A 26661-nucleotide genomic window follows, 5' to 3' on the forward strand; every position below is an offset into this window, starting at 1 on the left:
CGACTTGCGTCGTCACCTCCAACCTACGCGGGCGCGACGGTGATGCCGACGAGTGCTCGCTCACCGCGCTGAGCATTCACTGGTCGCGCACGGATGGTCACGCCGAGCCTTCCACCACCTCGCTGGTGCCGTCGACCAGCAAGTTGATTCGCCGTTCGCGCAGTTCGGGGCGCAGACGTCCGGCGCGATCGAGCGTGGCCAAGCCGTGCAGGGAAGCCCAGGCGACCTCGGTGCGCGCGCCGAGATCATCCCCCTCCGCGTACGGCGCGAACATCGCCTCGAGCCCCCCGAAGGCGTCGCGAAGCGGCTCCGGCGCTTCGAGGCCGAAGTTGAGGTCGGTCTTCTGCCCGAAGATGGCGTCGTAGACGGCCGGGTGCGCGGTGGCGAAGTCGAGGTAGGCGCGAGCGACGTTCGCGATCACCTCGGAATGCGTCGTGGCCGCCTCACGCGCGGACTTCAACCGCTCGGCGAGGTCGATGCAACCCTGCAGGGCAACAGCGCCGACGATCGCCGCCTTGTTGGCGAAGTGGCCGTAGAGCACGGGCTGGCTGTATTCGATGCTGTCGGCCAGTTTTCGGATGGTGACCGCCTCCCACCCTTCCGCCTCGGCCATGTCGCGCGCGGCATCGATGATCCGTTGATGCCGTTGCGCCAGTTCACGTTCCTTGCGCTGCTGGGTGCTCATGCTCGAAATTCTAGCAGCGCTAGACAAGATAGCGAGAGTGGGCTATCGTTCCTATCAACACCTAGCGCCGCTAGATTTCAGAGCAAGCAACAAGATCCAAGGAGCACCTCATGACCACCTCGCGCATCGCCACCGCCCTCTCCCTGCTCGGCGGCCTGTTCATCATCTACGTCGGCCTCAGCTACCTGATCGTCCCCGAGGCCACGGCCGCGGGCTTCGGACTGCCCGCAGTTCCCGAAGGCGACGCGGTGGCCTTCCTGAACATCAAGGGCGTGCGCGACATCGTCAGCGGCCTGGTGATCCTGGGCCTGCTGGCCTTCAAGCAGCGCTTCGCCCTCGGCATCGCCATGCTGGCCACCGCCCTCACCCCGTTCGGCGACATGACCACCATCCTGAGCTGGAACGGTTCCACCGCCACCGCCCTCGGCGTCCACGGCTTCACCGCGATCCTGGTAGCACTGGCCGGCGTGCTGCTGATCCGCGAGCGCCGCGTGAGCTCGACCGAACGCGAGCTCGTCACCGCATAGCGATGAATTCCGCCCCGCCACCCCGTCTTCACCGATAACGAGCAACCCCCCGAGGAGGAACCACATGGCGAACACACCACACGGCCCCGCGTCCTACTTCCCCACCATCGAAACCAAGTACGGCCGCCCCGTCGACGAGTGGTTCACCCTCCTCGCCACAGCCGAACCCACCGGCCACACCGCCCTGGTCACCTGGCTGAAAGCCGAACACGGCATGGGCCACGGCCACGCCACCGCCCTGGTCCAGTTCCACCTCAACCCCGGCAAGTGGGCCAGAATTTAGCCCAGTACCAACGAAAGGTCCCGCGAATTCTCGTCGCGGGACCTTTCGGCCTTCTTACTGCATGTCCCCCGTCGGCGCATCATTTTGGCCGTCGACCTTGCGTTCGTTCGGTCCATTTCTTCGACGCTCGGTTTGTGGACAAAATCAGCACAACCCCTGGGGCAGCCGCGACTGCCGCAACCCTCACCGCCACGGCGATTTCGCCGTCAACCGCTTGAGCAGCGGCTATCAGCCCGACCGTCACAGTCCCGAACAATGCGATCACCGCGACCACGACTCTGCCGAAATTTCGCCGCCGCAACATCAGGATCGAACCGGCACCCATAGCCAACGATGGACACAACAGAACCACTGCCACGGCCTCGACCCATCCAGAAGTATGCCCGCTCACGTATCGTTCGTAGCCGGTGATCATGAATGCGGTAACAAGAACGAAGCCACCGGTGACGATGGATAGGATCAACGCCGATATCGACGCCGCGACAGGCACAATCCGCTCGCGCCTCGGCGAGGCATCCATTTCTCTGCCTAGGCCTTTCACTGACTGCCTCTCAGTTCAACGTTGCGGCACGGTTCAATAGCGCAAGTAGCGGTCTTCATTCGAAGATCCCACTCTATGGCAGTCGAACATCACCGTGCGGCAGCCGGTACGCAATAGATCACCCTGGCCATCCCCATTCCGATCGGCAACACAAGGATGAGAAGATAGCTGATGCCTTGGCCTTCTGTTTCGAGCGCCAACCAGCTGGCAGAAATCACGAACACCACTGAATTCAGCACTAATATCGACAATGCGACGGTTCGAACAAGCGGCTTCATTCGGTGCCCCGCCCACAATACAACGACACTGAAGATTGATACTGCAACAGTGACCGAGGAAATCGTTACGAAAACCATCTGCGCCCACGTCGGAGCACCTTCCTCGGCACTGCTCATCGCCCAGGTCAGGAGTCCCAGCATTCCAGCGATGACAGCAATGAAGAGCGCGTATACTGTAGCCTCGGCTCGCCGAGCGCGCGTCGGAACATCCATTATCCGGTCCTTATCGACCACTCAGCGGTACCATCCAACCGTGTTGCGTTATCGAACGTGCCGGTATTAGCATCGGGCCATTTTCCCTGCGGAAACACAGAAAGATCAGTTGCGGCGGTCTTGAGATCTAACATCGTCTTCAATTGCGCGCTGATCAGCGCCGTTACTGCTGCGATGGCCGCCACGATACAGGCGGAGTCCGAAGCCGCTTCCAGTAGAATCAGGCCCGCGCCTTCCCACGAGAAGATGACGGAGGCAATTGCCGTCAGACCACCGGTCATAGCGATTCCGGCCTTGATAACGATGCCGAGAATGGCTCCATAGAAGACCAATCCTCCTGCTGCTGAAGTTCCGAGCGCGGCAGTTGCTTCCTTCCCCACATCGCTGATCCTTTTCGCAGCAGCGTTATGTGCAGCCGCGGCGTTCCGGTACGCCCATTGCGCATCGCCCTTCCATTCGCTACTCGACTTCAAAAGGGAGGGATCAACATTGGCCGCTAGTTGGGATGCATCCTCGCGAATCTGAAACCAGTCCCAGGCGCACATGGCCATGTACACAGGTGCCGCGACGCCCTTCAGGAGGTCCGTGACCGTCTCAATGAGCCACTTCGCGAACTCGACTATCTTATTTCCAGTCCATCTGACAGCGGACTCCATTCCCTCGGTGACCCACCAGTTGTCGACGGCGTTCGCGACAATCCCTGGAACCGAGTCCATCTGCTTCCCGATTTCCCCGATTCTGCGCTCGATTTCGCTGATGACGCCTTCGAACTGTTCAACGCTGAATTCAGTCATGCCGCTTCCCTGGATATGGTTGGCCTACCAGATATTTTTGAGCTGGTCTGCATACACCTGATCTTCCTCGTCGTACTTGTCTGCTACGAACTTCAGCGTGGTTCCGGTATTTGCGAAAGCAGGGGCACCTTCCGTGCACCGCTTTGCGGCATCTTCGACAAGTTCGGAGTGTGTCGTCACGAGCGCCTGAAAGAGACCGGCTTCGACCCGGTTGAATTTCAGCTCTTCAATTTTGCTCGCCAAACCGGTCAACGTTTCAGACCCTTGAGTCCACACCGTCGCCTCGGCACGAAGGTCGTTCGTCGCTACCTTTATTTCTCCAGCACTGGGTCGTGACACCTTCTATTTCCCCGTTTCTTGATTGAGCTCCGCAAGATATGCTATTGCATTCGCGATGGCCTGATCCGCTTGCGACGAGAGGTCGGCTGAACCTGCGCCCCTTGTCAGGATTTGACGCGCGTGGGCCGCCGCGTCGTCCAACGCCCATGAAATCGCTGCGCCACTGCGCCCGGCCGCCCACTGTTCACCGATAGTGCAATCGACAATCGAGCCGTTCGGATCCAGTGTGACCGTTACCCAGCCGTCCGCCCCCTCGCTGCCACCGATCACTTCAGCGTGCTCGCGCGACTCCTTGGCAGCCTCGGAAAGGCTAAAAACGTCGCTCATTATTCGGTCTAGCGACAGTCCACGAACGTTGGAATCCTGTTGGGGAAGCACGGCCGGTACTGTCGGGAAGTCCTCCACCCTCAACGAATCCAGGTGGCTGAGAATGCCTGTGTTGACAACGGTGTCACAGTCGGCGGCAGAGCGGGAGTGCTCGGCGTCCTCTGCCGCCTCGATCACGGCCATGCCAAGATCGGAGGCGTGGATGCGCTGCTCCCAAGCTTCGGATATTTCGGCCCTGAGAAACTCATTCCGTGAACCCAAGGTCACGTAAACCATTTTAGTGGAGTCCGTCCCGCGCACCTTCCGCGCAAGTGGAGTCACCGCCTCGGCAAATATGCGTTGGGTCTCCTGCGCGTATGCGCGATATTGCGCAGCTCGGCCCAGAATTTCGTCATTCATGGTCAGTTCCTCAATTTTTGATCTGGTTAATTCCAAGCTGTTTCGCGGTCTTCCCGCAGCCACTTTTCCGAATCCTCGACCCACAATGTGAAGTTTCTGGCCAACTCCTGTGGAGTTGCAGGCCGGACCTCGATGTGGTCGTCGGTGTGCCGCTCCGTGTATCGCCCGTCTTCGCTGACGTCGTGCCACTGGATCGAATCCCACGCACCGTTGCGATCACTGATCGTGCCCACGAACACCTCCGCGCAACCACCACCGTCGATAGGGCGACGGAGAAGTCGCTTGAACTCCGTGCGAGCGGATTCGCGCTTCGCATCGCGAAAATGTTCGTCCGTCGTCGACCGTAAGTCTTGGTGGTGGAAAGTCGCTGGCCGGCGCTGTCCCTGGTTCAAAGGCGGTATGGCCTTCGCCAACATGCCGCCGAGGGATTCAGGTTGACACGTCAAAATGCTGATCGACCCGTCTATGCCTCCGACGGCTGCCTGCACGAGGATCACGGCGTGGGATGCGGTGCGGACACCGAGCACCCGGTACTCGTGGATATCTCCAGTACCGGTGCGACCTCTACGTCTACCGCCGAGAATTTCGATTCGCACATCGCCCGTCGCGACGGTGTGGAACGCGTGCCGGATTTTGTCCATTTCGTCGTCCGAGAGACCTTCGCTCACTCTCGCACGGTGGGCCTCGTACTGTTCTTTGTACTCGAACCGACTGTTGTAGCGAAGCAGCGGAGGGAACCGGTCGTTGGCGGCAGAGAACCATAGGGCCGCGAAGTCATCCGGCGTCAACGTCGTCCATCTACTCCCCATTTGGTGTCCCCATCGACCGTCGCCGCAGCGGGCCCACCGGCCGAGGCCCGTCCACACTGCGCCGCATCTGTGCGAGTCGCGATTCCTCCGCGGGCGGCGGTGCCTTGTCTGGACCTGCCGGCCGTCGATCCTCGGGAATTCGTTGGGAGGCAGCGGGACTCGGACCCCCAGCACTTGAGCTGGGGATTGTCGATAACCGCCGATCAGCCGGTCGGGATTGCTCAAGATCTTGCCGGATAGCTGCCGGGCGGGTGTCCTCGGTGTTCGGCTGGGCCCGTGCTGGCGTGGAGTCCTCTGGTGCGCGCGTCCTGGCGGCCAGTGCGTCGCCACCGAACACGGCTGGACTCACTGGCGGATTCGTAGCCGTACCGAGAAGTTCGGCCGTGTTGTGCCGGTTGACGAGGTAGTCGGCCCGCTTGTGCTCTCCAGCCTGATCGTCTTTGCCTCTCGCTCCGCCAATGCCCGGAGCCATCATCCCCGGCATGCCAGATCTCCCACCAGCCCCTGACGCTGTCGTCGCCGCCAAACCTGCCGGGTTGCCGACAGCCGGTAGCGGTACGCCTTGAACCGTCCGCCCCGGCACCGGCGCTGTACCGGGTGCTCCTGGGCCGCCAGCGATTGCGGGATTTGCCGGAGCGCCAACGTGGGGCGCCGCACTGGTTGGACTCCCCATCGTGGGCGAAGTCGGCACGGTCGCCGCGGGAACAGTACCCGCCGGGACTGTGGCAGCCGGGTTTGTGCTGGCAGGTGTGGAGTCTGTATCGCTGAGTAGGTTCTGCGTCGGGCTGTCCGATGCGTCGCCGGAATCATCCCTGGTGGGCTCACCGGAGGTCGGCTCTTGCAACGACTCGGGTTCGTTCCCCTGCTCGGGCTTGGCAGAGTTGTCGCCCGAAGTGTTCGGGTCTCGAACGCTCGACGAGTCGGGATTTTCCTCAGGCAGGACTGGGGTAGCGATATCGACAGGTTTTGTCGCGCTGACGGGACTTGCAAGAGCCGGAAGCGAACCATCAACGGACGCAAACGGTTTGACGTAGTTGAGCTCCATCTTCTCGCGCGCTTCGTCCTCGGCTTCGCGTCGCTGGCCCTCGCGGACCTTGGAGTTCCACGGCATGTGGTCGAGTGTGAAACCCACCGTTTCATACGGAGCGGGCATCGCGTTCTTGGTCCTCGTCGCCGCGTCAGCGGCGGCGGTGATCTGGGTCGCCATCGCGCCGAGAGCATCCGTGAGCGAACTACCACTGGAGGTGTAGCGGGCGATCGCGGATTTGGACGCCTCCGCGGATTGGCCTTCCCAGGATTCGGCGATAACGGTGTTCATCCGCCGCCGGAAGGTCTCAAGACCGGTTTCCCATTTCTCTTTGGCCTGAACGTATTTCGCCGCTGCGTCGTTCGCCTGCTCGGTCTGAATCTGGTCGAAGGTCTTCTTGATCGTGGGATGCTCCCACGTCGCCGAGTACGGATTTTCCGTGCGCGGCGGGATCTGCGGATCCTCGGTGGCGGTCATCGCGGCAAGCCCGTCACACCTGGTTGCCCGTTCGGATCTGTAAGGGGCGCGATCCTTTCGGCTTCAGCTCGGAACCGCGCGGCGAAGGACTCGTCTGCTTCCATGAACTGATCACGTATCGCGACGTGGAGCTCCCGGATATCTTGGACAACGAGCCAGTGCTCTTCCAAGATGGCGTGGAAGTTGTTCTCTCCGCCCATGGACTTCTTGCGGAAGCGGTCGGCGATGGTCTGCGCCGAAGTCAAATTGGAGCCCTGATGGTCACCGAATCCCCAAGTAGAGATATCCGCGACCTCCTTCATGGTGGTCTGGACGTCGCGTATCACCTTCTGGAAGTTGGCGCATTCGCGGTCCACCCTCGCGAACTCCTCCGGGTCCATCCGAACTGTCAACTGGCCGTTGCGGCTCTCGGTGATCAGATTCGCCAACGGGCTCTGCTCGGCCATGTGCGGTTTCCCTCCCGGTTGTCAACTTCGTAATGCTCGCGCTCAGGCACTGGCTGGTATGGACGGTACGACCTTCACTGCCAGATCCTTCGCGATCTGGCACGCATCGATTTGCCCGGTGTCCTTGTTGGACTTCGGGTTATCGATCAAGAACTCGAGAGTGCCGCCCTTCATCTCGACGTTCACCCAGCACCCGGTGTCATCGTTCTCCCGCCGAGTCGACACCGCCTGGCGGGACTCGATCGCGAACTCGTGAGTGTCTGGGAGGTTTCGGTCACGGACCATGGACAGCGTGAGGTTCGTCGTTCGAATGCGCACGCCGTAGCCGCTTCCGGTGTTCATCACCCAGCCGCAGCCCCGCCACTTGACGCCGTTCGGAGCGTCAGCGTCAGCGCGACCGGTGGACTCCTGCCGTTCGGCGGCCATGACCGCTGCAGGCACGTCTGTACACGGGTTGTACCCGATGGGCACCTCTGCAGCCAATGATGTTGCAGTGGAGGTACTTTCCGGGGCTGGAGTGTCGCCCACGGAGCTGCATCCGGCGGTGAACACTGCCAGCGCAGCCACTGCTGCGGTAACTGCACTTCGCTCCACTACGCCACCTTCGATCCGAGCCGAGAAGTTCCTTCTACTATCTTGGACGCGCCCAGCTGTGCTTCGGTTCCCTCGATTCGCGATCAATTCTCCCGACCTGCTCCATGGGCGCTTTCGATCGCGGTGCGGGTCAGCTTCGCCGGTACGGTGACCTGTGCGGCCTGATCAACCAGGTTCCGCGCGGACAACAAGAACCCCGCGAGCGCCAGAGTGGACACGCCCGCAGCGTCGCCTCCCCACCCTTTTGCCGTGGAATCCTCGATTCCGGCGACGACCTGTGTCGCCGCGTCGAGTTCGGCGGGTACCGACTCCCATGTTTGATGAATCGCCTTAATCTGATTCGGATCCACGCCCGATACTCCCTCCCCCGGATACCGGTGGCCCCGGCGCTGATGCGGCCCCACACCCTCGGCAGCACTCGGGATCGTATCGCGAAGGGGCAATCGCGGCGCTTGGACCGCGGCTCACACTGTAGGCACCCGCGCACGCTGGATTCGGCTACTTGTTCGAGGTTCGACGCGCCGAGCACCCGGACCCTTCGTCTGGGTCAGCGGCTGTTGACGGCGGTCAGATCCATCGTTCGTACTGGTCAGCGGCACGCGGTCGAAAGTTCAACCCGCCCAGCCGATTCGCATCAAATGAAGATGACAAGTGCGATCTTGATTTAACCCAGCCCCCGACAAACGGAGATTCCCTGCCCCAAGGCAGGGTAGTCCTGTTTCACAGACAATTGCCTTCCCGAGATCAGCTGCGGGGCGGTCTCACACCATCTCCGCAGGCGAACGCGTGTACAGGGTCGTAATCCCGGCATCCACGCCGATCACGATCGGCGTCTGCGGGCGAGCTCGGGGTAACCTCAAGGGCGGTGTTTGCCGGGGAGTAGCGGACCGGGCGCGGAGTTCGTCGAGAGGATGCACGAGTGCGAGAGTCGACAAGACCGGTCAGCACGCCTGCGGGCGCCTTCGGCCCGGCCAAACTCATGGTGGCGATCTCGGCGGTGCTGGTGCTGTGCCTCACCGGATTCGCGTGGCGCAGTGTGGACAACCTGATCGCCAACATCGACCGGATCGGCGGACTCGGCCTCGGTGGTGGCCGCGACGGCGCCGTCGACATCCTGCTGGTCGGCGTGGACAGCCGCACCGACGCGCACGGAAACCCGCTCACCAGCGCCGAAAAAGCCATGCTGCACGCGGGCGACGAAGTGGGCACCAACACCGACACCATCGTGCTGATCCGCGTGCCCAACGACGGCCGCTCGGCCACCGCGATCTCCATCCCGCGCGACGCCTACGTCGACATCGGCGGCCAGGGTAAGGCCAAGATCAACTCTGCCTACGGCTCGACCAAGGAGACCGAACGCGCCGAGTTGCTCGAAGACGGCAAGTCCGAAGCCGAGGCAGAGAAGGAATCGACCGCCGCGGGCAGGCAGGCACTGATCAAATCCGTGGCCAACCTGACCGGCATCACCGTCGACCACTACGCCGAGGTGAGTCTGCTGGGCTTCGTGCTGCTCACCGACTCGGTCGGCGGCGTCGAGGTGTGCCTGAATCAGGCGGTGGACGAACCGATGTCGGGCGCGGACTTTCCCGCCGGGCAGCAACGTTTGGACGGGCAGGAAGCGCTGAGTTTCGTGCGGCAGCGGCACAATCTCGAGCGCGGCGACATCGACCGGATCGTGCGTCAGCAGGTATTCATGGCGCAACTGGTCGGTCAGCTGCTCAATGCCAAAACACTGGCCAACCCCGGCAAGCTCAGCGAGATCAGCGAGGCGGTCGGGCGCACGGTGGTGCTCGACGAGGACTGGGACGTGCTGGCCTTCCTGCAGCAGCTCAAGGATTTGTCCGGCGGCAAGGTCGAATTCGAGACCATCCCGGTGGCCGATCTCAACAGCATGACCTCCGACGGGGAATCGGTGGTCAAGGTCGACCCGAAGGCCGTGCAGAGTTTCGTCGCGGATCTGGTCGGGGAGAAGAAGGAACCGGCACCCGCCGACGACGCGCCGAAGTTCGACCACTCGACGGTGACGGTCAGCGTGTTCAACGCGGGCGGCGCCACCGGTCTCGCGGGCAAGGTGTCAGCGGCCTTGACCGGCAAGGGTTTCGCCGAAGGCACCGTCGGCAACTACACCGGCGGCAGCGTGAACTCCAGTCGCGTGCTGGCCGCCGACACCGACAACCCGAAAGCGGCGGCCGTCGCGGAGGCACTGGGCGGACTCACCGTGGTCGCGGATCCGACACTGTCGGCGGATACGGTGAGCGTGGTCGTGGCAAGCGACTACTCTGGTCCGGGCTCGGCCGCGGCAGGCATGTTCGATCTCGACCAGACATCCTCGGCGACCGCCTCCCCGATACCGCCCGCCCCGCCGATCGACGCAGGCCAGAACGGACCGAAATGTGTGAATTGACCCATGCGTGAGCCGAATTCGACCCTGACCGACGCCCTGCTCGACCCGATCCTGGAACGCGATCCCGCCGGACCGCGCGTCACCTGGTACGACGACGCCACCGGTGCCCGGATCGAACTGTCGGGCCTGACGTTGGCCAACTGGGCCGCCAAGACCGCCAACCTGATCCGCGACGAGTTCGCGCTCACCCCCGGCGCCAGGGTCGCGGTGCTGCTGCCCGCGCACTGGCAGACCGCCGCGGTGCTGCTCGGATGCTGGTGGGCGGGAACAGAAGTGGTGCTGCAGCCCGACCCCGACGCCGATCTCGCGCTGGTGACCCCCGACCGGATCGACGATGCCGACGGCGTCGGCGAGGTGGCGGTGCTGTCGCTGGACGCGATGGGCACGCCCGTGCGCGACCTGCCCGTGGGCGTCACCGATTTTGCGACCGCGGTGCGGGTGCACGGAGATCAGTTCCTGCCCGGCGGTTTTCGCGCGGCCATCGACGGTCTCTCGGTGGATCAGGTGCTCGCCATGGCGCGCAAATCCGCTGCGCTGCAAGGGTTTTCCGCCGGTGATCGGGTGTTGTCGAGTACGCCGTGGGAGACCGTGGAGGAGCTGATCGACGGGTTCGTCGCGGTGCTGTTCGCGGGGGCCTCGCTGGTGCAGGTGGTCAATCCCGATCCCGCCGCCGTGGAACATCGGGTGGTCACCGAGAAGGTGACCGTTCGCCGCTAGCTCCTACCTGGGTATCGGTTCGGGTCCACCCCGAGTACGTGTTGTCTGTCACACCCCGCCCGTACTGTGGAAGCAAGTCTTCGACGAAGGGGTGGCGATGAACGCGAAGTACTGGGTGCGCTGGTCGGCCGAACACGGGGCGCCGCGAATGATCCTGCGACGACAGGTACGTCGCGGTGACCCGTTCGCGACCTTGCTCAACGGTGAGCAGGGGCTGCACGATCCCTATCCGCTGATCGACGAACTGCGGAAGCCGGGGGGCGTGATCAGGACGTCGCTGACCTACGCGACGTTCGATCACGCGCACGTTCGGGCCATCCTGCGCGACCCCAGGTTCGGGGTGCGACCGGCCCTTGGCACCGATCTGCCCGCCCCGTGGCGTAAACTCGCCGAGCGAGTCACGGTGCCGCCCAACCCGGTCGAGGCGCCGTCGATGCTGGTGATCAACCCGCCCGAACACACGCGAATGCGCAAACCGGTGGCCTCGGCGTTCACCCCGCGTGCCATCGCCAGGCTGCGCGATCGGGTGGAAGTGGTCACCGCAGAACTGCTCGACGCCATGCCCGCGCACGGATCGGTGGACCTGATCACCGATTTCGCGGCCAAGGTGCCGATCGCCATCATCGCGGAAATGCTCGGCTTCCCGCCCGCGGACCGTGACCGATTCCTCGACTGGGGCGACAAGGTGACCCCGTTGCTCGACATCGGCACATCATGGAAGTCCTACCGCGCCGCGATGAGCGCGATCCAGGACATGGACGACTTCCTCGCCGACCACATCGCGACCCTGCGCCGCGCACCGGGCGAGGACATCCTGTCGACCCTGGTCGGTTCGGGCGACCTGAGTCTGCCGGAACTGCAGGCGGGCGCGAGTCTGCTCATGGGCGCGGGTTTCGAGACCACGGTCAACCTGATTGGCAACGCGGTGGCGGCACTGTCGGCGAACCCGGACCAGCTCACCCTGGCCTGCGACGACCCGCAACGGTGGCCCGATGTGGTGGAGGAGACGTTGCGGTTCGATCCGCCCGTGCAGACCACCTCGCGGCAGGCGCTCGAGGACATCGAGATCGACGGGGTGCGGTTGCGGTCGATGAGCACGGTCATCCTGTCGCTGGCCGGGGCCAACCGTGATCCGGCCGTCTTCCCCGAGCCGCACCGGTTCGATATCGACCGTCCCAATGTCAAAGAGCACGTGGCGTTCAGCAGCGGCATCCACGCGTGCCTGGGCGCGAGCCTGGCCAGAATGGAAGCCGTGCACGCCCTGCGCGCGCTCTACACCCGCTACCCGAACCTGCGATTACGCGGCGAACCGGTGCGTCGAAACCTGTTCACGCTGCACGGTTTCGAGCACATGCCGGTCGACCTCGGACCGGTCGCGCGCACGCAGGCCCCCGACGACCTGGCCGGTGCTACGCGTCCGGCGTGAGTGGGGTGCTCGCGCGCCAGCGGTAGCGGGTCTTCGGACGGCCTGCGCGGCCGTAGTCGGCGCGGCGCTCGGCCAAACCGTCGTCGGCCAGCTTCTCGAGGTACCGCCACGCGGTGATTCGTGAAACCCCCACTGCGGCAGCGGCATCGGTGGCGGTGATGCCGGCTTCGGCCGAGCGCACCGCGCGCGAGACCTCCTCGAGAGTGTGCTGCACAACGCCTTTGGGCGCGCCGGCCTTCTGGTCGGCGGTGCGCAGGGCACCCAGGGCGCGGTCGATGTCGTACTGCGACAGCGCCGCCTCGCCCGCGGGCAGGGCGGTGTCGAAATCGCGGTAGCGTTCCAGCTTTTCGCGGAAGGCGGCGAAGGTGAACGGCTTGAGCAGGTACAACACCACACCGTGCGCCACGGCGCTGCGCACCATGTTCAGCTCGCGCGCGGAGGTGATCGCGATGACATCGGGACGCGGCTGCAACCCGTTCAACGCCGCGGCCACATCGAGACCGCTGATATCGGGCAGCCCGATATCCATCAGCACCAGGTGGAACGGCGTGCCCTGCGCGATCGCGTCGGCGGCGATCCGCAACGCGTCACGGCCGTTGTGGACCACCCCGCCGGTGACGAACCCGTCGAGCCGTTCCAGATACGCCCGATGTGCCTGGGCGATCAACGGCTCGTCCTCGACGATAAGGACCCGGATCATCGGGATTGCCCTGGTCGGACCTGCACCAATGGGCGTGGGGTGTGAGACTCACGCGGTTCGTTGATTCTCGACATAATGTGCAGCTTCTTCCGGGGTCGCGCCGCCGACGGTGGCGACAAAATAGGAGTTGGTCCACAAGGTGGGGAGCCGGGATTTGAGTGTTGGAAATTCGTCGCGCAGGAGCCGTGAGGAGCGGCTCTTGATCTGTTTGACGAGTCGGTGAATGCCGTACTGGGGATCGCATCCGACTCGAAGGTGGACTTGGTCGGGCATGGTTTCGAGTCTGACGATCGAACCAGCGCGCTCGGCGCATACCTCTTCGACGATCTGTGCGAGACGTTGTTCCACTGGTCCGCTGATGACTGGTCGTCGGTATTTCGGGCACCAGATGACGTCGTAGATGCAGCGGTAGACGACATGATTGTTCGATTGGATCCCATCCACACATTGACTATATAGCATGCAGCTGTATAGTTCACGGTGTGGACGAGATTGTGCGCTACACCTATCGCTTGCGCCCCGGCGTGCAGGCGACGCGGACGCTCGAGGCTGAATGGCACCGATGCCGATTTCTGTGGAACGAAGCCGTGCATCAGCAGCGAAGCGGCTCCAGGCCGACATTCGTGCGACTGTCGAAAATGCTCACCGAAATACGTTCCCGCACACCGTGGTTGCGGGAAGGATCTCAAGTCGCTCAACAGCAGACGCTGAGAACCTACGCTGCTGCCCTGGATCGATCGTTCAAGGTGAAAGGAACGCGCAGACCAAAGGTCAAGTCTCGCAAGACTTCGTTGCCGTCGATGGAGTACACCACGCGTGGGTTCACCGTCCGAGACGGCAGATTGCGGTTGCCGAATAAGGTTTCCATCCCGGTGGTGTGGTCGCGGAAACTGCCGTCGCCGCCGACCTCTGTTCGCGTATTCAAGGATTCCTTGGGTCACTGGTATGCGTCGTTTGTCACCCGCCGCCCACTCAGTCCCGCTGCTTCCGCGACGGGTTCGATCGGTATTGACTGGGGTGTTGCAACCACCGCAACGACCACAAACCCCGCTTTTGATCTGGCGTATCCAGGACACCGGCATCGATGTGCGGCGGAACTCGCTCGCGCACAACGGAAGATGGCTCGCCGCCGTGGTCCTCGTGGCCAAGCCGCATCGCGCGGATACATCGTAGCCCGTCGGGAAGCCGCCCGCCTGCACAAGAAGGCTGCCAGGCAGAACACGCATGCAGCGCGAGTGTGGGCGCGCGCGGTTGTTGCTAACCATCACACGATCGCGGTCGAGGATTTCAAACCTCGGTTCCTTGCACGGTCGACGATGGCAAAGAAGGCCGCCGATGCGGCGATTGGGGCAGCGAAACGCGAACTGATCGAACGCGGTACGCGGGCGGCCCGGAGAGTGGTGTTGGTGCCGCCTGCATTTACGACTATGACCTGCGCAAGCTGTTCTGCGAGAGCCAAGCAGCGGCTTGCGTTGGGCGAAAGGATCTTTCGGTGCGAGCACTGTGGGCACACCGCAGATCGCGACCGCAACGCTGCCAGGGTAATCCTGGCCACGGTAGAACTCGACCGTGTCAGTGGTGACGACGTAAGACACTGCTCGCCTCCTCCTTTGGGTGCGTGTGGTGCGGTCCGAGCTGGGAATCCTGCGACTTCGGTCTTGGGAAGGGCTAAGACTTCTCCCTCAACGGAATGCGAACGATGACCGCGCTGTGTGGTGCGGCCGTGGTGGTGATGGTGCCGCCATGTCGATCGACGAGGCGGTGCACCAGTGCGAGGCCGAGGCCCGCGTGATCGGACTTGGTGGTGTAGCCGCGCTCGGCGGCGCGGGAGAACATCTGCGCGGACATGCCGGGCCCGCTGTCGGACACCCGCACCCACAGCGCGCCGTCACGGTGACACACCGACACCTCCACGCGCTTGTCGACCGTGCCCGACGCGGCATCGATCGCATTGTCGACCAGGTTGCCCATCAGGGTGACCGTCTCGTGCGCCGACAGCGGATCGGTGGAGTCCAGGGCGGTGTCCTCGCTGATCGCCAGGCTCACCCCACGCTCGGCGGCCTGGTCGACCTTGCCCAGCAGCAACGCGGCCAGCGCCGCGTCACCGACCGCGGCCAGCAGCCGGTCGATCAGCACCTGCGACAGTTGCAGTTCCTCGGTCGCGAAGGCCACCGCTTCATCGGGGCGGCCCAGCTCGACCATGGTGACCACGGTGTGCAGCCGGTTGGCCGCCTCGTGGGCCTGCGCGCGCAGCGACTCCGCGAACCCGCGCACCGAATCGAGCTCGCCCAGCACCGCGCGCAACTCGGTCTGATCGCGGATGGTGAGCACGGTGCCGATCTCGCGGCCCTCCCAGCTCACCAGGTCCTGGTTCACCAGCAGCACCCGGTCGGTGGTCACGTGCGTCTCGTCGCGCACCACACCGTCGCTCATCTGCTGCAACGACACGGGCAGGTCGCCGCGGTAGACGGGGCCGTCGGGCAGGTCGAGCAGTGTGCGGGCCTGGTCGTTGACCACCTCCGCCGCCTCGGACTGCGCGCCGAACACCATCAGGCCCTCGTGCACCGAATGCAGAACCGCGTCGTGGTGCTCGTACATCGCCCGCAGTTCGTCGGGCGCGAGTCCGTGGGTCTGCCTACGCAGCCTGCGGCTGATCAGGAACGCCGACAGCGCGGCCAGTGCCAGACCCACCGCAGCCACCCCGAGGATCAGCGGCAACTGGGAGGCGACCTGCGTGCTGATCTTGGACCTGGTGACCCCGGCCGAGACCAGCGCGACCACCCGGCCGTTGTCGTACACCGGCGTGACCGCGCGGATCGAGGGGCCCAACGTGCCGGTGAACGTCTCGGTCAGGGTCTGCCCGGCCAGCGCGCCGTCGATGCTGCCGACGAACGGCTTGCCGATCAGGTCAGGGTTGCTGTGGGTGTAGCGCGTGCGGTCGGGCGCCATCACGACGATGAAGTCCACGCCGGTGGCGGCTCTGATCCGCTCGGTGGTCGGTTGCAGCAGGCCGCTGGGGTACGGCGAGTTCACCGCGGCCAAGGTCGACGGCGACCGTGCCACCGTCACTGCCACGTCCCTGACCTGCAGTTCCGCGGCCACATCGTGGTCGCGCCTGGCATCGAGCACAGCCAGCAGCGTGCTGGCCGCGATCATCAGCGCCAACACCACCAACTGCCATACGAAGGCCTGTCCCGCGAGCGACAGTCGTCCTCGTCGCACTCTCTTGCCTCCGACCTGGATCTGATTGAACGTTATGCATCGTAATGAAACTTATGGACCAAAGAGACGGCCGTCACAATAGTGGCTCACGCTGGTGCGCATGAGCGATACCACCGCAGCGCGGAAACGCGACCATACCCACTGGCTGTACATCGCGGTGATCATCGCCGTCGTGGCCGGCGTCATTGTCGGCCGGGTGGCACCCGAGTTCGGTCAGTCACTGGCGCCGCTGGGCACCCTATTCGTGAACCTGATCAAGATGATGATCGCGCCGGTGATCTTCTGCACGATAGTCCTGGGTATCGGTTCGGTGCGCGCCGCCGCCACGGTCGGCAAGGTCGGTGGCCTGGCCATCGGCTATTTCCTGGTGATGTCGACCGTGGCGCTGGGCATCGGCCTGGTCGTGGGCAACCTGATCGATCCGGGCGAAGGGCTCAACGTCGGCGCCTCGGGTGTGGGGGCCAAGTACGCCGATCAAGCGCACAGCGCCGGCGGCACGTGGGACTTCATCCAGAACATCGTGCCCACCACACTGGTGTCCTCGTTGACCGCGGGCAGCGTGCTGCAGGCACTGTTCGTGGCCCTGCTGGTCGGGTTCGCGGTGCAGGCGATGGGCGAGGTCGGCGCGCCGATCCTGCGCGCGGTCTCGCTGATGCAGAAGCTGGTGTTCCGGATCCTGTCGATGATCCTGTGGCTGGCCCCGATCGGCGCGTTCGGCGCGATCGCCAACGTGGTCGGGCGCACCGGCTGGTCGGCGGTGGTGCAGTTGGCGACACTGATGATCGCGTTCTACCTGACCTGCCTGGTGTTCGTGTTCGGTGTGCTGGGCGTGATCCTGCGGATGGTGTCGGGTGTTTCGATCCTGAAACTGTGCCGGTACCTGTCGCGCGAGTACCTGCTGATCGTGGCGACCTCGTCGTCGGAATCGGCACTGCCGCGACTGATCGCGAAGATGGAACACGCGGGCGTGGAGAAGACGACCGTGGGAGTTGTTGTGCCCACCGGTTATTCGTTCAACCTCGACGGCACCGCCATCTACCTCACCATGGCCTCGATCTTCATCGCCGACGCCATGGGCAAACCACTGAACCTGGGCGAACAGATCGGCCTGCTGCTGTTCATGATCATCGCCTCGAAGGGTGCCGCGGGCGTCACCGGCGCAGGCCTTGCCACCCTCGCAGGCGGCCTCCAAAGCCATCGGCCCGACCTGCTCGACGGGGTCGGCCTGATCGTCGGCATCGACCGCTTCATGTCCGAAGCCCGCGCCCTGACCAACTTCTCGGGCAACGCCGTGGCCACGCTGCTGATCGGCACTTGGACCAAGACGGTGGACGCCGACCGGACCAAGCGCGTACTCGATCGCGAACTGCCGTTCGACGAGGAGACGATGGTCGACGATCACGAGATCGATCAAGTCAAACTCACCAAACCTGTTCCAGCACAGGCGGTCGAAGCGAAGTAGAACTGTCGAAATGCCCCGCGATGAAATTTCGCGGGGCATTTCGCGTCCCGCAGCGCTACCGCGCGCAGGGTGAAACAGAAACAGATTGTTCTTGCACTACGCAGCGTCGGTGTGGGGCACGGTCAAACCCACAGCATTGCAAAGTATTACGGGCAGTCGTGATGTACTCAAATTCCCCAGCTTCTGCCGCGTCGGTGGCGGGGAAGTACGAAATTCGAGATAGACGCTAACGCATGGTTACCACCGCAGGTGCCCCGGCGTGCCAAACTGGCCGCGTGAACGCCGATTTCCCCGCCCCCGCTGCCTTGATCGTAACCGGCGCACGCGGTCTGCTGGGGCGCCAGATCCTGCGCCTGGCTCCCACCGCGCGTGGCTTGGGCAGGGCCGAACTCGATATCACCGACCGGACGGCTGTCGATGCCGTCCTCACGCCGGGTGCCGTGGTGATCAACTGCGCGGCCTACACCGCGGTCGACGCCGCCGAAACCGACGTAGAAGCCGCTTTCGCCGCGAACGCGACCGGACCCGCCGTGCTCGCGGCCGCGTGTGCGCAGGCGGGCGCGCGGCTGATTCACGTCTCCACTGATTACGTCTTTCCCGGAACCGCCCACACGCCTTATGAACCCGACGACCGGACCGGACCCGAAACGGTCTACGGGCAGTCCAAACTGGCCGGTGAGCAGGCCGTTCTCGAAGCGGGCGGGCATGTCGTGCGGACCGCCTGGGTGTATTCCGGTGTCCAGGGGGATTTCGTCGCGACCATGCGCCGCCTGGAAGCCGAACGCGACACCGTCACCGTGGTGAACGACCAACTCGGCTCCCCCACCAGCGCCGCCGACCTGGCCGCCGCGCTGCTGGAATTGAGCACCCGCCCCGATGCCCCGACTGTGCTGCACGCCACAAATTCCGGCACCGCCACCTGGTTCGATCTCGCCGCGGCCGTTTTCACCGACCTCGGTGCCGACCCCGCGCGCGTGCTGCCCTGCCCTTCCAGCGCGTTCCCCCGACCGGCACCCCGCCCGCCGTATTCGGTGCTGTCACCCGCGGCATGGAACGCGGCGGGTCTGACCCCGTTGCGCCCCTGGCGGATCGCACTCACCGACGCACTCGCACGGTTGTCCGACTAGGCTGCGCAGTCGTGAACGCAAGCGAAGCAGTCGATTCTCCAGCCCCCGCAGGCCTTGCCGTGGTCACGGTGACCTACTCGCCGGGCGAGCACCTCGACCACTTCATCACCACCCTGGCCGACGCCACCAGCGAGAAGCCGCAGGTGATCCTGGCCGACAACGGTTCCACCGACGGCGTGCCCGAACTGGTCGCGCAGGCCAACTCACACGTGACGCTGCTGCACACCGGCGGCAACATCGGCTACGGCGGTGCGATCAACCGCGCTGTGGCCGAGATCGACCCGTCGATCGAATTCGTCATCCTGGCCAATCCGGACATCCGCTGGGGCGTGAACTCCATCGACAAGATGCTCGAGGCCGCCAAGCGTTGGCCGCGCGCGGGCGCGATCGGGCCGATGGTGCGCGAGCCCGACGGCAGCATCTATCCCTCCGCACGACAGGTTCCCGGCCTGGCCGATGGCGCCGGGCACGCCATTCTCGGCTCGATCTGGCCGAAGAACCCCTGGTCGGTGCGCTACCGTCAGGAGAACGAGCAGATCTCCGAGCGGGTGGTCGGTTGGCTGTCGGGTTCGTGCCTGCTGGTGCGTCGCGCCGCGTTCGACACCATCGACGGTTTCGACTCGCGCTACTTCATGTACATGGAGGACGTGGACTTCGGTGACCGCATGGGTAAGGCGGGCTGGCACAATGTGTTCGTCCCCGACGCCGAGGTGACCCACGCCAAGGGTCATGCCGCGGGGCGTCACCCGGAGATCATGCTGCCCGCGCACCACGCCAGCGCCTACCGCTTCCAGGCCGACCGGCATCCACACTGGTGGCAGGCACCGCTTCGGGGCGCGTTGCGTGCCGGACTTGCGGTTCGCTCCAAGATTGCGGTTCGATCGGCGCTGCGTGAGCAAGCTCGAACCGGCGCCTGAACAGGCGTCTTTATCACTGTGAACAGGGGAAACTCGATGGCAGGCAATGCAGGCACCGACGCGGTCATTCTCGTCGGCGGACAGGGCACGCGGCTGCGTCCGCTGACCCTCTCGGCGCCCAAGCCCATGCTGCCCACGGCCGGGCTGCCGTTCCTGACGCACCTGCTGGCGCGCATCGCCGAGGCCGGGATCACCCACGTGGTGCTGGGCACGTCGTTCAAGGCCGAGGTCTTCGAAGAGCACTTCGGTGACGGTTCCGAGCTGGGTCTTGACCTGGAGTACGTGACCGAGACCGAGCCGCTGGGCACCGGCGGCGGCATCCGCAACGTGCTGCCCAAGCTGCGCGCGGACAACGTGATGGTGTTCAACGGCGACGTGCTCGGCGGCACCGATCTGGGCGCGATCCTGGACACCCACGAGTCGACCAACGCCGACGTCACCCTGCACCTGGTGCGGGTGAGCGACCCGCGGGCGTTCGGTTGCGTGCCCACCGACGAGAACGGCCGGGTCACCGCGTTCCTGGAGAAGACCCAGGATCCGCCGACCGACCAGATCAACGCGGGTTGCTACGTGTTCCGCCGCGAGTACATCGAGAAGATCCCGACCGGTCGTCCGGTGTCGGTCGAGCGTGAGGTCTTCCCCGCGCTGCTGGCCGAGGGTGCGCGCGTGCAGGGTCACGTGGACGCGTCGTACTGGCGCGACATGGGCACTCCCGAGGACTTCGTGCGTGGCTCCGCCGACCTGGTGCGCGGGATCGCTCCGTCGCCCGCGCTGCCGGGTCAGCGTGGTGAGTCGCTGGTGCATCCGGGTGCCGGGGTGGCGCCGGGTGCCCTGCTGATCGGCGGGACCGTGGTCGGACGTGGTGCCGAGATCGGTGCGGGCGCGCGGCTGGACGGTGCGGTGATCTTCGACGGTGCTGTGGTCGAAGCGGGCGCGACTGTCGAGCGGTCGATCATCGGGTTCGGTGCGCGGATCGGGCCGCGTGCGCTGGTGCGTGACGGTGTGATCGGCGACGGTGCCCATGTGGGTGCGCGCTGTGAACTGTTGCGTGGGGCGCGGGTGTGGCCGGGCGTGGTCATTCCTGACGGCGGCATCCGCTTCTCGACCGACGTCTGACACTTCGCCACGGCGGGTCACCAGCTGGTGGCCCGCCGTTGTGCTGTTCTAGCTGAAGCCGACGGCTTGATCTCCCCATGCGCTGTGCAGGTCGGCGTCGGGGTTGTCCACGACGCGGTCGATGGTGTCGATGAGCAGGGTGGTGCGCGCCGCGGGACGATAGTGCGGCCAGTGTTTGGAGCCGTCGATGGCGGCGGGGACACCGTGTTCGGCGAAGGCCAACCACCGGCGTTGCATACGACCCGAGACCGCGACCGAGGCCTTGCGACCGCCGAGCCAGAAGGTCGGGTCGTGGTTGAATGTGCCGAAATTGCCGAAGACATAAGGCAATTCGGTCGCGTGACCCGCTCCGACCCTGGCGGCCTTCAACATCGGGGTCGCGTAGTCGAAGCGGTACATCCAGGTCGGCGAATGCTGGGCGTGTCCTTCGGCTACCCAGGCAGCGGGCATTCGGAAGGCCGCGTCGGTCGACATCGCCAGTGCCCCACGGGTTTTGGTGAGATCCGGGTAGGCCGACGTGATCTCGGCGATCCGTTCCGGCGCCATCTCCGGGTGTGAGGCCGCCACGTCGCGCAGCATCGCGTTCACCGCGTCGGGTGTCACCGGCATGATCGGTGACCGCAATACCCGAAACAGCGACGCCTCATCACGATTGGTGCCGATCAGCAACGGCACCCGATGCGAACGTCCCTGCTGGAATCGATCGATCGGGTACGCGGGCAACAGATCTCCGTCGACCACCGGCGCGGCCGCGAGCCTGCCGGGTTCCTTGGTCGGCACCTCGTCCAACAGCACCGCGCCGACTTCGACGAGCTGTTCGATCGGCATCTCCAGCAGTCGATTCGCGTGTCCCGCACCGAGTTCGAGCAGTTCCAGATAGCGCTGCCCGACAATCGCTGCGCGCTCTTGACCGAAAACGGTAGTAGCGGGCGGACTCTGGGCAATCGCCTTGTGGAACAAACCTGCCGCCGCGGGCGAAGTGAGCAGTGCCGTAACGCATCCCGCGCCCGACGACTCGCCGAACAGCGTCACATTGCCCGGATCACCGCCGAACGCGGCGATGTTGTCGCGCACCCACGCCAGCGCCGAGAGTTGGTCGTGCAGGCCGAGATTGGCGGTGAACTGTTCGCCGAAGCTGGACAGGTCGAGGAATCCGAGCACCCCGAGCCGGTAGTTCACCGACACGACCACTGCGTCGCCGGCCTCGGCGAGCTTGCGCCCGTCGTAGATGGTCTGCGCGGCGGTGCCGAGGCAGTAGGCGCCGCCGTGGATCCACACCAGCACCGGGCGCGGTTCGTCGTCGGAGGGTTGGGGGCGCGGGGACCACACGTTGAGCCACAGGCAGTCCTCGCCCATCTGCAGGTCCGAGTCGACGGGCACCATCGCGCCCATGGCCTGGGGGGCGATGTCGCCGAAGACCACGCAGTCGCGCACGCCGTCCCATGGTTTGGGCGGCTGCGGCTTGGCGAAGCGAGCGGGGCCCGCGGGTGCGGCGGCGTAGGGGAGGCTGCGCCAGACCGCGACCGGTCCGTCCCAGGTTCCGCTGACCGTTCCGTACTCGGTGTCGGCCAGTGGGTCGGCCTCGCGCGTGGGCAGATCGTGGTCGAGTTCGGTCTCCATGCTCATCGCACACCTCCTAGCCGGCACGACAGCGCGGGTGCCTGAGCATTTGCTCCCGGCGGTCGTAGCACCTGGTGACTTCCTACGAGAGTACGTGTGACCCGGGGATGCGCGCGCCCAACGCACCATTTCCGCAGGTAACAGTTACTCCGCGGTACAGGTGGGCGGTGGTTATCGCCGCCCATCACGGCGGCGACGGTGGGGTGTGCAGCGGGCTCGACGGGTCCGGCTCTTAGCCGTCCAGCCTCGGAGGGGTTGGCATCGCGATTGTTAGCGGGGAATGTGCTGGGTTCCGTCTTCGCGGCGGTCGGTGTGCCCCAGGTCGCGGTCGGGCGCGATCCGGTCACGTACCCGCTGCTTGAGGACGGCGATGTCGGGGAACCCGCCGTCGGCTTTGCGTTCCCACAGCTGTTCGCCGTCGAGGGTGATGCGGAAGATCCCGCCCTCGCCGGGTACCAGGGCGACCTCGCCCAGCTCGGTGGCGAAGGTGGTCAGCAGTTCCTGCGCCATCCAGCCGGCACGCAGCAGCCAGCGGCATTGGGTGCAGTATTCGATCGCGATGCGGGGCACTTCTGCAGTATCCCCGTTTCAGGCCTGGAAGGTCCCGTCGAGGTAGACCCACGCCCCGTCGACCCGCACGAAGGTGCTGAGTTCGTGCATGGCGTCGCGCGCGCCGTCGAGTTTGTAGTGGGCGATGAATTCGACGGTGCCGTTGTCGTCGAACGGGCCGCCTGCCTGCGTGCCGACGATCTCGAGGAACAGCCACTGCTGGTCGCCGTCGAGTTCGAGGTCGGCGGGGCGGGTGCTGGGGTGCCAGGAGCGGCGCAGGTAGTCGACATCGCCGACGACGTAGGCGGTGTAGCGCGAGCGCATCAGCGTTTCCGCGGTCGGTGCCGGTTTCTCGCCCGCCAGGATCGGTCCGCAGCAGTCCTCGAACGCCTCACCGCGTCGACACGGACACGCCTTCACTGGTCCGCCTCTCCGGGAATTCAGCGGGCGCTCAGTAGCCCGATTGTTGGCTCCCGGCCTGACGTCGAGTGCGCGGCGGCCGGGAAGTGGTTGGGGAGTTACCCATGTCCTCGTGTGATCAGTAGGTAGCGGCCCAAAACTATCACTGCGGAGATCATCCGAACGGCTGGTGTGCCAGCGGTGCCAGTTCCAGCACCCGCGCCAACTCCGCGGTCTGATCCCGCCAGCGCCGCAGGTCGGTGACGCTGGGGGCCATCTCGTAGTCGAGGTGATGTGCCGCCCGTGACAGGGCTGCCCACACCGCACCTACCTGACCAGCGGTTTCCGGCCCGGCGTAGACGCGCAACGCGAGCAGCTGCGCCCGCATCGGACAGCGCATCAGCTCGGGCGCGACCTGTGCCCACAACTGGTCCACCGCCTGCTCGAGCGCCAATCGCAGAATCCACGCCACTGCCCGCGACCACACGCCACCGGCATCGGACACCGAGCCGTCGAGCAAGTTCTCGGCCGCTTCGAGTCGGGCCGCCACCGAGGGGCGCGGGCTGAACTTCGCCCGCGACGGCCTGCCTCGACGGTTCACGTACGCACCGCGTTCGGCTCGTGTGCGCGTAGCCAGGTGACGAATCGTTCGGTGTCGCTGATCAATTCACGCATCGGGCGGTCGATCGGCACGTGCGCGCCCGCCGTGGCGTCCCTGAGCACACCGACCAGCCAGCGTCCGCCGACTGTGCTCAGGTGCTTGTTCAGGTCGTCCACGCGCGCACCGACGCCCATGATGGCGAGGGTGATCATCGCGCGGGTGGTGTGGGCGTTGCGCACGCGCCGTTCCACTTCCCCGTGCGCGAGACCCGCGGCGAGGAGTTCCTGGCGTGCCTTCGCCAGTCCGGCGGCTTCGATGGCCGAGCGGCAGCAGGTCGCGACGAGTTCGTCGGCGATGGCGGGCGGGAGTTGTGGTGTGCGCAAAAGGGATCGGGCATCGTCGAGGTAGCGGCGTACCGGGTCGCCGGTCACGCGCACCTCGACGATCGACCGTTCGCGACGCTGGACTTCGAGCACGGTCGCGTCGAGTTGCATCCGCCGCACCGCTTCGGCGAGCCGCTCGTCATGGGTGAACACCACCACCTGCCGTGAGGCCGCAACCTCCGCGAGCACCCTCGCGAGTCCGTCGACCTTCGCGGGGTCCATCGCCTGCACCGGGTCATCGATCATCAAGAACCGAAATGGACTGTCCGCCACCGTTGCCCGTGGCAGGAACAGCGACAGCCCGAGCGCGTGCAGTTCGCCCTGGCTCATCACTCCGAGTGCGGCACCGTCCACCTCGTCGACGGTGACATCGAGCAGTACCCGTCGCGCCGTGCCCGCACTGCCCTGCAAGCGGATCGCTCCGAGCTCCACATTGCTGTGCTGGCGGAGGGTGCCCCACACCCAGCGGGCAGTGGTCTCCAAGGGCTGCATCCGCTGGCCACGGATCGTCGCCGTGGCGGACTTGAGCCAGTCGGCGGCCTTCTTGACGATGCGCAGCTCGCTGGCGTGGTCGGCGACGGCTCGGGCGGGATCTAGCCAGGCAAGGATGCGGGGGACCAAGGGCGACCACACCGCGTCCAGGTGATCCAGTTCTGTGCGTGTATTTGCTTGCAACGCAGCGAGTTCGGTGCTGAGTTCGGCGTGAACCGTGCGCAGGCGATCTGGAAACTGATCGTCGCAGTCAGCCGTGGCCAGCGCGGCCCACTCCGACCACAGGTGCCACACGGCGCCGCGCAGCTTGTGCAGGGAGTCCGGCACTGTCGATGGCAGGGCCCGTGCCGCAACGAGAGCCGCACCGCGTTCCGCCGTGGCTGCACGCAGCGCCGCGAGTTCACTTGCACGGTCCTCGATTTCGCGATCCGCGGAAGTAATCCACTCGATGTCGAGATCGCCGCGACCACACACCGGACAGGCGCAGGATCCCGAGGCTGTGACGTGTTCGCGTGCGCGCGTGAGCAATTCGAGCACCCGCAAGTCGGCATCGCTATCAGCGGTTGCGTGAACAGCCACCTCCCTGCACGCAGCGGCGAGCCGGTCGGCGGCGGTGGTTACTTGCGCCGTGTCGGGCAATGTCAGCCGCAGGATCGCGCGTAGGCCCTCCGGTCCGTCGATGCCGAGGACCGAGTCGTCCACCGCCTTGGCGACCGCGTCGAGATCGGGTTCCGGCGCACGCAGCAGCTCGGCCACGCTGCGGGCGCGATCATCGTCGGCTTCATCGAGTTCGACCAGCAGATCAGCTCGAGATTGACGCGAATCACGCACCGCGCGTTCGAGTTCCAGCTTTCTGAGCCTGATTTGTTCTGCGGCATCGGATAATTCGTCGAGGCCGAGCAGTCGGTGCAGCGCGTCGAACAGGTCGCTCGGCTTCCCGTCGACCAGTGCGCCGAGTTCGCTGTAGGACAGGAAGGGCCGGTACAGGTCCAGCTGTTGTCTGCGGGCACGCGGGTCCACCGAGGTGGCCGACTCCTGGCCTCGCTGCTCCATCCATTGTGCCTGTGCCAGTTCAGCATTGGCGTCCCAGCTGGTACTCACGGTGAGCTGGGGTTGCTCGCCCGCGGTGAGCAGTTCGACGTCGATCCGGGTGTCCTCGGGTTCGTGCAGGTTGCGCCACCCTTCCCGCCAGGCGATCGACCGTCCGTCCCACCGCCGATTCCCGCCGGTCAACGCGAACTCCGCGGCTTCGGCGAAACTGGATTTCCCGCTGCCGTTGCGACCGACCACCAGGGTCAGTCCGGGCCCCGGGTTCAAGCGCAGCGTCGCCGCAGGCCCGATCCCGCGAAAACCCTGCACGGTGATCGACCGCAGGAACACCCCGGTGTCGCCGGAATCCGTTGCGGCCGTGCCACTGTCGACAGCGGTGAGTGCGGCGAGCACGCAGTCGCCGACCCGTTCCTCCACAGCCGGGTCGGCGGCGAGCTCGCGCGCGACCACCTCCGCGATCCGATCCGAGCACACTTGCGGCATCCCCCTTCGCGCCCGCGCACAACGCGGCGATCCTGGGAGCAAACGCTACCCGATCGCCGGGCGTTCGCCCAGGGGATGCGCAGTGTCCCGCACGAATCTGCCCGCGGGAGTGGAATGGTCATCGTGCTGCCGCGCCGGGCCCTCGATGTCCACCCCTCGCCCACCCCTACGGGCAGCTCGATGCGGTGTTCACACCCGCGATACGCTGCGTCGAGCAGCGCGGGCGGTCCGGGCGAGCCGAACAGGTCAGAATG

At 65.2% G+C, this 26661-nt stretch carries 29 protein-coding genes; 10 read left to right on the plus strand and 19 right to left on the minus strand.

Annotated elements, in window-relative coordinates; genetic code table 11:
- Nucleotides 1–97: 97 nt before the first annotated feature.
- A complete protein-coding gene (locus ACFWU5_RS04160) occupies nt 98–685 on the minus strand; it encodes a TetR/AcrR family transcriptional regulator (protein ID WP_379240157.1) in 588 nt (195 codons plus the stop codon).
- A gap of 110 nt (nt 686–795) precedes the next feature.
- On the opposite strand from ACFWU5_RS04160, the gene ACFWU5_RS04165 reads away from it, so the two are divergent.
- Nucleotides 796–1212, plus strand: coding sequence for a DUF4267 domain-containing protein (locus tag ACFWU5_RS04165; RefSeq protein WP_379240156.1), 417 nt, complete (start codon nt 796–798; stop codon nt 1210–1212).
- Nucleotides 1213–1276: 64 nt separating this feature from the next.
- Nucleotides 1277–1495: a DUF4287 domain-containing protein gene (locus ACFWU5_RS04170; protein ID WP_379266096.1), complete on the plus strand. Its 219-nt coding sequence runs from the start codon at nt 1277–1279 to the stop codon at nt 1493–1495.
- A gap of 79 nt (nt 1496–1574) precedes the next feature.
- On the opposite strand, the gene ACFWU5_RS04175 is transcribed toward ACFWU5_RS04170, so the two are convergent.
- The 10 genes from ACFWU5_RS04175 to ACFWU5_RS04220 form a co-directional block, all read right to left on the minus strand.
- A complete protein-coding gene (locus ACFWU5_RS04175) occupies nt 1575–2015 on the minus strand; it encodes a hypothetical protein (RefSeq protein WP_379240154.1) in 441 nt (146 codons plus the stop codon).
- A gap of 110 nt (nt 2016–2125) precedes the next feature.
- Nucleotides 2126–2527, minus strand: coding sequence for a hypothetical protein (locus ACFWU5_RS04180; protein ID WP_379240152.1), 402 nt, complete (start codon nt 2525–2527; stop codon nt 2126–2128).
- Nucleotides 2527–3321 carry a hypothetical protein gene (locus ACFWU5_RS04185; protein WP_379240151.1) on the minus strand — a complete coding sequence of 265 codons (795 nt, stop codon included), beginning with the start codon at nt 3319–3321 and terminating at the stop codon, nt 2527–2529. The genes ACFWU5_RS04180 and ACFWU5_RS04185 overlap by 1 nt, the downstream gene beginning before the upstream one ends.
- A 24-nt stretch (nt 3322–3345) precedes the next feature.
- Nucleotides 3346–3660 (minus strand): hypothetical protein, encoded by a 315-nt coding sequence (locus tag ACFWU5_RS04190; protein WP_379240150.1) that lies wholly within the window; start codon nt 3658–3660, stop codon nt 3346–3348.
- A gap of 3 nt (nt 3661–3663) precedes the next feature.
- Nucleotides 3664–4386, minus strand: coding sequence for a hypothetical protein (locus tag ACFWU5_RS04195; RefSeq protein ID WP_379266097.1), 723 nt, complete (start codon nt 4384–4386; stop codon nt 3664–3666).
- 26 nt (nt 4387–4412) lie between these two features.
- Nucleotides 4413–5195 carry an ESX secretion-associated protein EspG gene (locus ACFWU5_RS04200; RefSeq protein WP_379266098.1) on the minus strand — a complete coding sequence of 261 codons (783 nt, stop codon included), beginning with the start codon at nt 5193–5195 and terminating at the stop codon, nt 4413–4415.
- Nucleotides 5185–6699, minus strand: a complete 1515-nt coding sequence (locus tag ACFWU5_RS04205) for a WXG100 family type VII secretion target (protein WP_379266099.1) — start codon at nt 6697–6699, stop codon at nt 5185–5187. The genes ACFWU5_RS04200 and ACFWU5_RS04205 overlap by 11 nt, the downstream gene beginning before the upstream one ends.
- Nucleotides 6696–7145: a hypothetical protein gene (locus tag ACFWU5_RS04210; protein ID WP_379240146.1), complete on the minus strand. Its 450-nt coding sequence runs from the start codon at nt 7143–7145 to the stop codon at nt 6696–6698. The genes ACFWU5_RS04205 and ACFWU5_RS04210 overlap by 4 nt, the downstream gene beginning before the upstream one ends.
- Before the next feature lie 42 nt (nt 7146–7187).
- Nucleotides 7188–7739, minus strand: a complete 552-nt coding sequence (locus ACFWU5_RS04215; protein ID WP_379266100.1) for a DUF3558 domain-containing protein — start codon at nt 7737–7739, stop codon at nt 7188–7190.
- Nucleotides 7740–7822: 83 nt separating this feature from the next.
- Nucleotides 7823–8089: a hypothetical protein gene (locus ACFWU5_RS04220; RefSeq protein WP_379266101.1), complete on the minus strand. Its 267-nt coding sequence runs from the start codon at nt 8087–8089 to the stop codon at nt 7823–7825.
- Between the two features lie 629 nt (nt 8090–8718).
- On the opposite strand from ACFWU5_RS04220, the gene ACFWU5_RS04225 reads away from it, so the two are divergent.
- The 3 genes from ACFWU5_RS04225 to ACFWU5_RS04235 all read left to right on the plus strand — a co-directional run bounded on the left by ACFWU5_RS04225 (nt 8719) and on the right by ACFWU5_RS04235 (nt 12286).
- Nucleotides 8719–10143: an LCP family protein gene (locus ACFWU5_RS04225; protein ID WP_379266216.1), complete on the plus strand. Its 1425-nt coding sequence runs from the start codon at nt 8719–8721 to the stop codon at nt 10141–10143.
- 3 nt (nt 10144–10146) lie between these two features.
- Nucleotides 10147–10860: a TIGR03089 family protein gene (locus tag ACFWU5_RS04230; protein WP_379240143.1), complete on the plus strand. Its 714-nt coding sequence runs from the start codon at nt 10147–10149 to the stop codon at nt 10858–10860.
- A gap of 97 nt (nt 10861–10957) precedes the next feature.
- On the plus strand, nt 10958–12286 hold the full coding sequence (locus ACFWU5_RS04235; protein WP_379266102.1) for a cytochrome P450: 1329 nt from the start codon (nt 10958–10960) through the stop codon (nt 12284–12286).
- On the opposite strand, the gene ACFWU5_RS04240 is transcribed toward ACFWU5_RS04235, so the two are convergent.
- Complete coding sequence (locus tag ACFWU5_RS04240) at nt 12270–12986, minus strand: response regulator (protein WP_379240141.1); 717 nt, start codon at nt 12984–12986, stop codon at nt 12270–12272. The genes ACFWU5_RS04235 and ACFWU5_RS04240 overlap by 17 nt on opposite strands.
- Nucleotides 12987–13034: 48 nt before the next feature.
- The gene (tnpA, locus tag ACFWU5_RS04245) at nt 13035–13430 is read right to left on the minus strand and encodes an IS200/IS605 family transposase (RefSeq protein WP_379240140.1); all 396 of its coding nucleotides are present in this window, start codon (nt 13428–13430) and stop codon (nt 13035–13037) included.
- A gap of 50 nt (nt 13431–13480) precedes the next feature.
- Between tnpA and ACFWU5_RS04250 the strand changes: the two genes are divergently transcribed.
- On the plus strand, nt 13481–14689 hold the full coding sequence (locus ACFWU5_RS04250; RefSeq protein WP_379266217.1) for an RNA-guided endonuclease InsQ/TnpB family protein: 1209 nt from the start codon (nt 13481–13483) through the stop codon (nt 14687–14689).
- Here the strand turns inward: ACFWU5_RS04250 and ACFWU5_RS04255 are convergent.
- Complete coding sequence (locus tag ACFWU5_RS04255; RefSeq protein ID WP_379266218.1) at nt 14655–16142, minus strand: ATP-binding protein; 1488 nt, start codon at nt 16140–16142, stop codon at nt 14655–14657. The genes ACFWU5_RS04250 and ACFWU5_RS04255 overlap by 35 nt on opposite strands.
- A gap of 166 nt (nt 16143–16308) precedes the next feature.
- Between ACFWU5_RS04255 and ACFWU5_RS04260 the strand changes: the two genes are divergently transcribed.
- The 4 genes from ACFWU5_RS04260 (at nt 16309) to ACFWU5_RS04275 (ending at nt 20830) form a co-directional block, all read left to right on the plus strand.
- Nucleotides 16309–17670, plus strand: coding sequence for a cation:dicarboxylate symporter family transporter (locus ACFWU5_RS04260; protein WP_379240138.1), 1362 nt, complete (start codon nt 16309–16311; stop codon nt 17668–17670).
- Nucleotides 17671–17945: 275 nt separating this feature from the next.
- On the plus strand, nt 17946–18797 hold the full coding sequence (gene rfbD / locus ACFWU5_RS04265) for a dTDP-4-dehydrorhamnose reductase (RefSeq protein ID WP_379266103.1): 852 nt from the start codon (nt 17946–17948) through the stop codon (nt 18795–18797).
- An 11-nt stretch (nt 18798–18808) separates the two neighbouring features.
- On the plus strand, nt 18809–19714 hold the full coding sequence (locus ACFWU5_RS04270; RefSeq protein ID WP_379266104.1) for a glycosyltransferase family 2 protein: 906 nt from the start codon (nt 18809–18811) through the stop codon (nt 19712–19714).
- A 36-nt stretch (nt 19715–19750) separates the two neighbouring features.
- Nucleotides 19751–20830, plus strand: a complete 1080-nt coding sequence (locus ACFWU5_RS04275) for a sugar phosphate nucleotidyltransferase (RefSeq protein WP_379240135.1) — start codon at nt 19751–19753, stop codon at nt 20828–20830.
- Between the two features lie 48 nt (nt 20831–20878).
- Here the strand turns inward: ACFWU5_RS04275 and ACFWU5_RS04280 are convergent, their stop codons facing one another.
- From ACFWU5_RS04280 to ACFWU5_RS04300, 5 genes are all read right to left on the minus strand, one after another.
- Nucleotides 20879–22450 (minus strand): carboxylesterase/lipase family protein, encoded by a 1572-nt coding sequence (locus ACFWU5_RS04280; protein WP_379266219.1) that lies wholly within the window; start codon nt 22448–22450, stop codon nt 20879–20881.
- Nucleotides 22451–22720: 270 nt separating this feature from the next.
- Complete coding sequence (locus ACFWU5_RS04285) at nt 22721–23020, minus strand: SelT/SelW/SelH family protein (RefSeq protein WP_379266105.1); 300 nt, start codon at nt 23018–23020, stop codon at nt 22721–22723.
- An 18-nt stretch (nt 23021–23038) separates the two neighbouring features.
- Nucleotides 23039–23419: a YchJ family protein gene (locus ACFWU5_RS04290; RefSeq protein ID WP_379266106.1), complete on the minus strand. Its 381-nt coding sequence runs from the start codon at nt 23417–23419 to the stop codon at nt 23039–23041.
- 154 nt (nt 23420–23573) lie between these two features.
- Complete coding sequence (locus ACFWU5_RS04295; RefSeq protein WP_379240132.1) at nt 23574–23999, minus strand: hypothetical protein; 426 nt, start codon at nt 23997–23999, stop codon at nt 23574–23576.
- A complete protein-coding gene (locus tag ACFWU5_RS04300) occupies nt 23996–26398 on the minus strand; it encodes an AAA family ATPase (RefSeq protein WP_379266107.1) in 2403 nt (800 codons plus the stop codon). The genes ACFWU5_RS04295 and ACFWU5_RS04300 overlap by 4 nt, the downstream gene beginning before the upstream one ends.
- Nucleotides 26399–26661 lie beyond the last annotated feature (263 nt).

It is taken from the genome of Nocardia sp. NPDC058640, from assembly GCF_042716995.1.
Classification (GTDB): domain Bacteria; phylum Actinomycetota; class Actinomycetes; order Mycobacteriales; family Mycobacteriaceae; genus Nocardia.

Excerpts from the sequence above, each read along its gene's own strand:
- ACFWU5_RS04200 (WP_379266098.1), bottom strand. The coding sequence starts at position 5,195 with ATGGGGAGTAGATGGACGACGTTGACGCCGGATGACTTCGCGGCCCTA.
- ACFWU5_RS04225 (WP_379266216.1), top strand. The coding sequence starts at position 8,719 with ATGGTGGCGATCTCGGCGGTGCTGGTGCTGTGCCTCACCGGATTCGCG.
- ACFWU5_RS04255 (WP_379266218.1), bottom strand. The coding sequence starts at position 16,142 with ATGATCGCGGCCAGCACGCTGCTGGCTGTGCTCGATGCCAGGCGCGAC.
- ACFWU5_RS04210 (WP_379240146.1), bottom strand. The coding sequence starts at position 7,145 with ATGGCCGAGCAGAGCCCGTTGGCGAATCTGATCACCGAGAGCCGCAAC.
- ACFWU5_RS04170 (WP_379266096.1), top strand. The coding sequence starts at position 1,277 with ATGGCGAACACACCACACGGCCCCGCGTCCTACTTCCCCACCATCGAA.
- ACFWU5_RS04185 (WP_379240151.1), bottom strand. The coding sequence starts at position 3,321 with ATGACTGAATTCAGCGTTGAACAGTTCGAAGGCGTCATCAGCGAAATC.
- ACFWU5_RS04195 (WP_379266097.1), bottom strand. The coding sequence starts at position 4,386 with ATGAATGACGAAATTCTGGGCCGAGCTGCGCAATATCGCGCATACGCG.
- ACFWU5_RS04175 (WP_379240154.1), bottom strand. The coding sequence starts at position 2,015 with ATGGATGCCTCGCCGAGGCGCGAGCGGATTGTGCCTGTCGCGGCGTCG.
- ACFWU5_RS04180 (WP_379240152.1), bottom strand. The coding sequence starts at position 2,527 with ATGGATGTTCCGACGCGCGCTCGGCGAGCCGAGGCTACAGTATACGCG.
- ACFWU5_RS04160 (WP_379240157.1), bottom strand. The coding sequence starts at position 685 with ATGAGCACCCAGCAGCGCAAGGAACGTGAACTGGCGCAACGGCATCAA.
- ACFWU5_RS04260 (WP_379240138.1), top strand. The coding sequence starts at position 16,309 with ATGAGCGATACCACCGCAGCGCGGAAACGCGACCATACCCACTGGCTG.
- ACFWU5_RS04275 (WP_379240135.1), top strand. The coding sequence starts at position 19,751 with ATGGCAGGCAATGCAGGCACCGACGCGGTCATTCTCGTCGGCGGACAG.
- ACFWU5_RS04205 (WP_379266099.1), bottom strand. The coding sequence starts at position 6,699 with ATGACCGCCACCGAGGATCCGCAGATCCCGCCGCGCACGGAAAATCCG.
- ACFWU5_RS04230 (WP_379240143.1), top strand. The coding sequence starts at position 10,147 with ATGCGTGAGCCGAATTCGACCCTGACCGACGCCCTGCTCGACCCGATC.
- ACFWU5_RS04240 (WP_379240141.1), bottom strand. The coding sequence starts at position 12,986 with ATGATCCGGGTCCTTATCGTCGAGGACGAGCCGTTGATCGCCCAGGCA.
- ACFWU5_RS04280 (WP_379266219.1), bottom strand. The coding sequence starts at position 22,450 with ATGGAGACCGAACTCGACCACGATCTGCCCACGCGCGAGGCCGACCCA.
- ACFWU5_RS04165 (WP_379240156.1), top strand. The coding sequence starts at position 796 with ATGACCACCTCGCGCATCGCCACCGCCCTCTCCCTGCTCGGCGGCCTG.
- ACFWU5_RS04235 (WP_379266102.1), top strand. The coding sequence starts at position 10,958 with ATGAACGCGAAGTACTGGGTGCGCTGGTCGGCCGAACACGGGGCGCCG.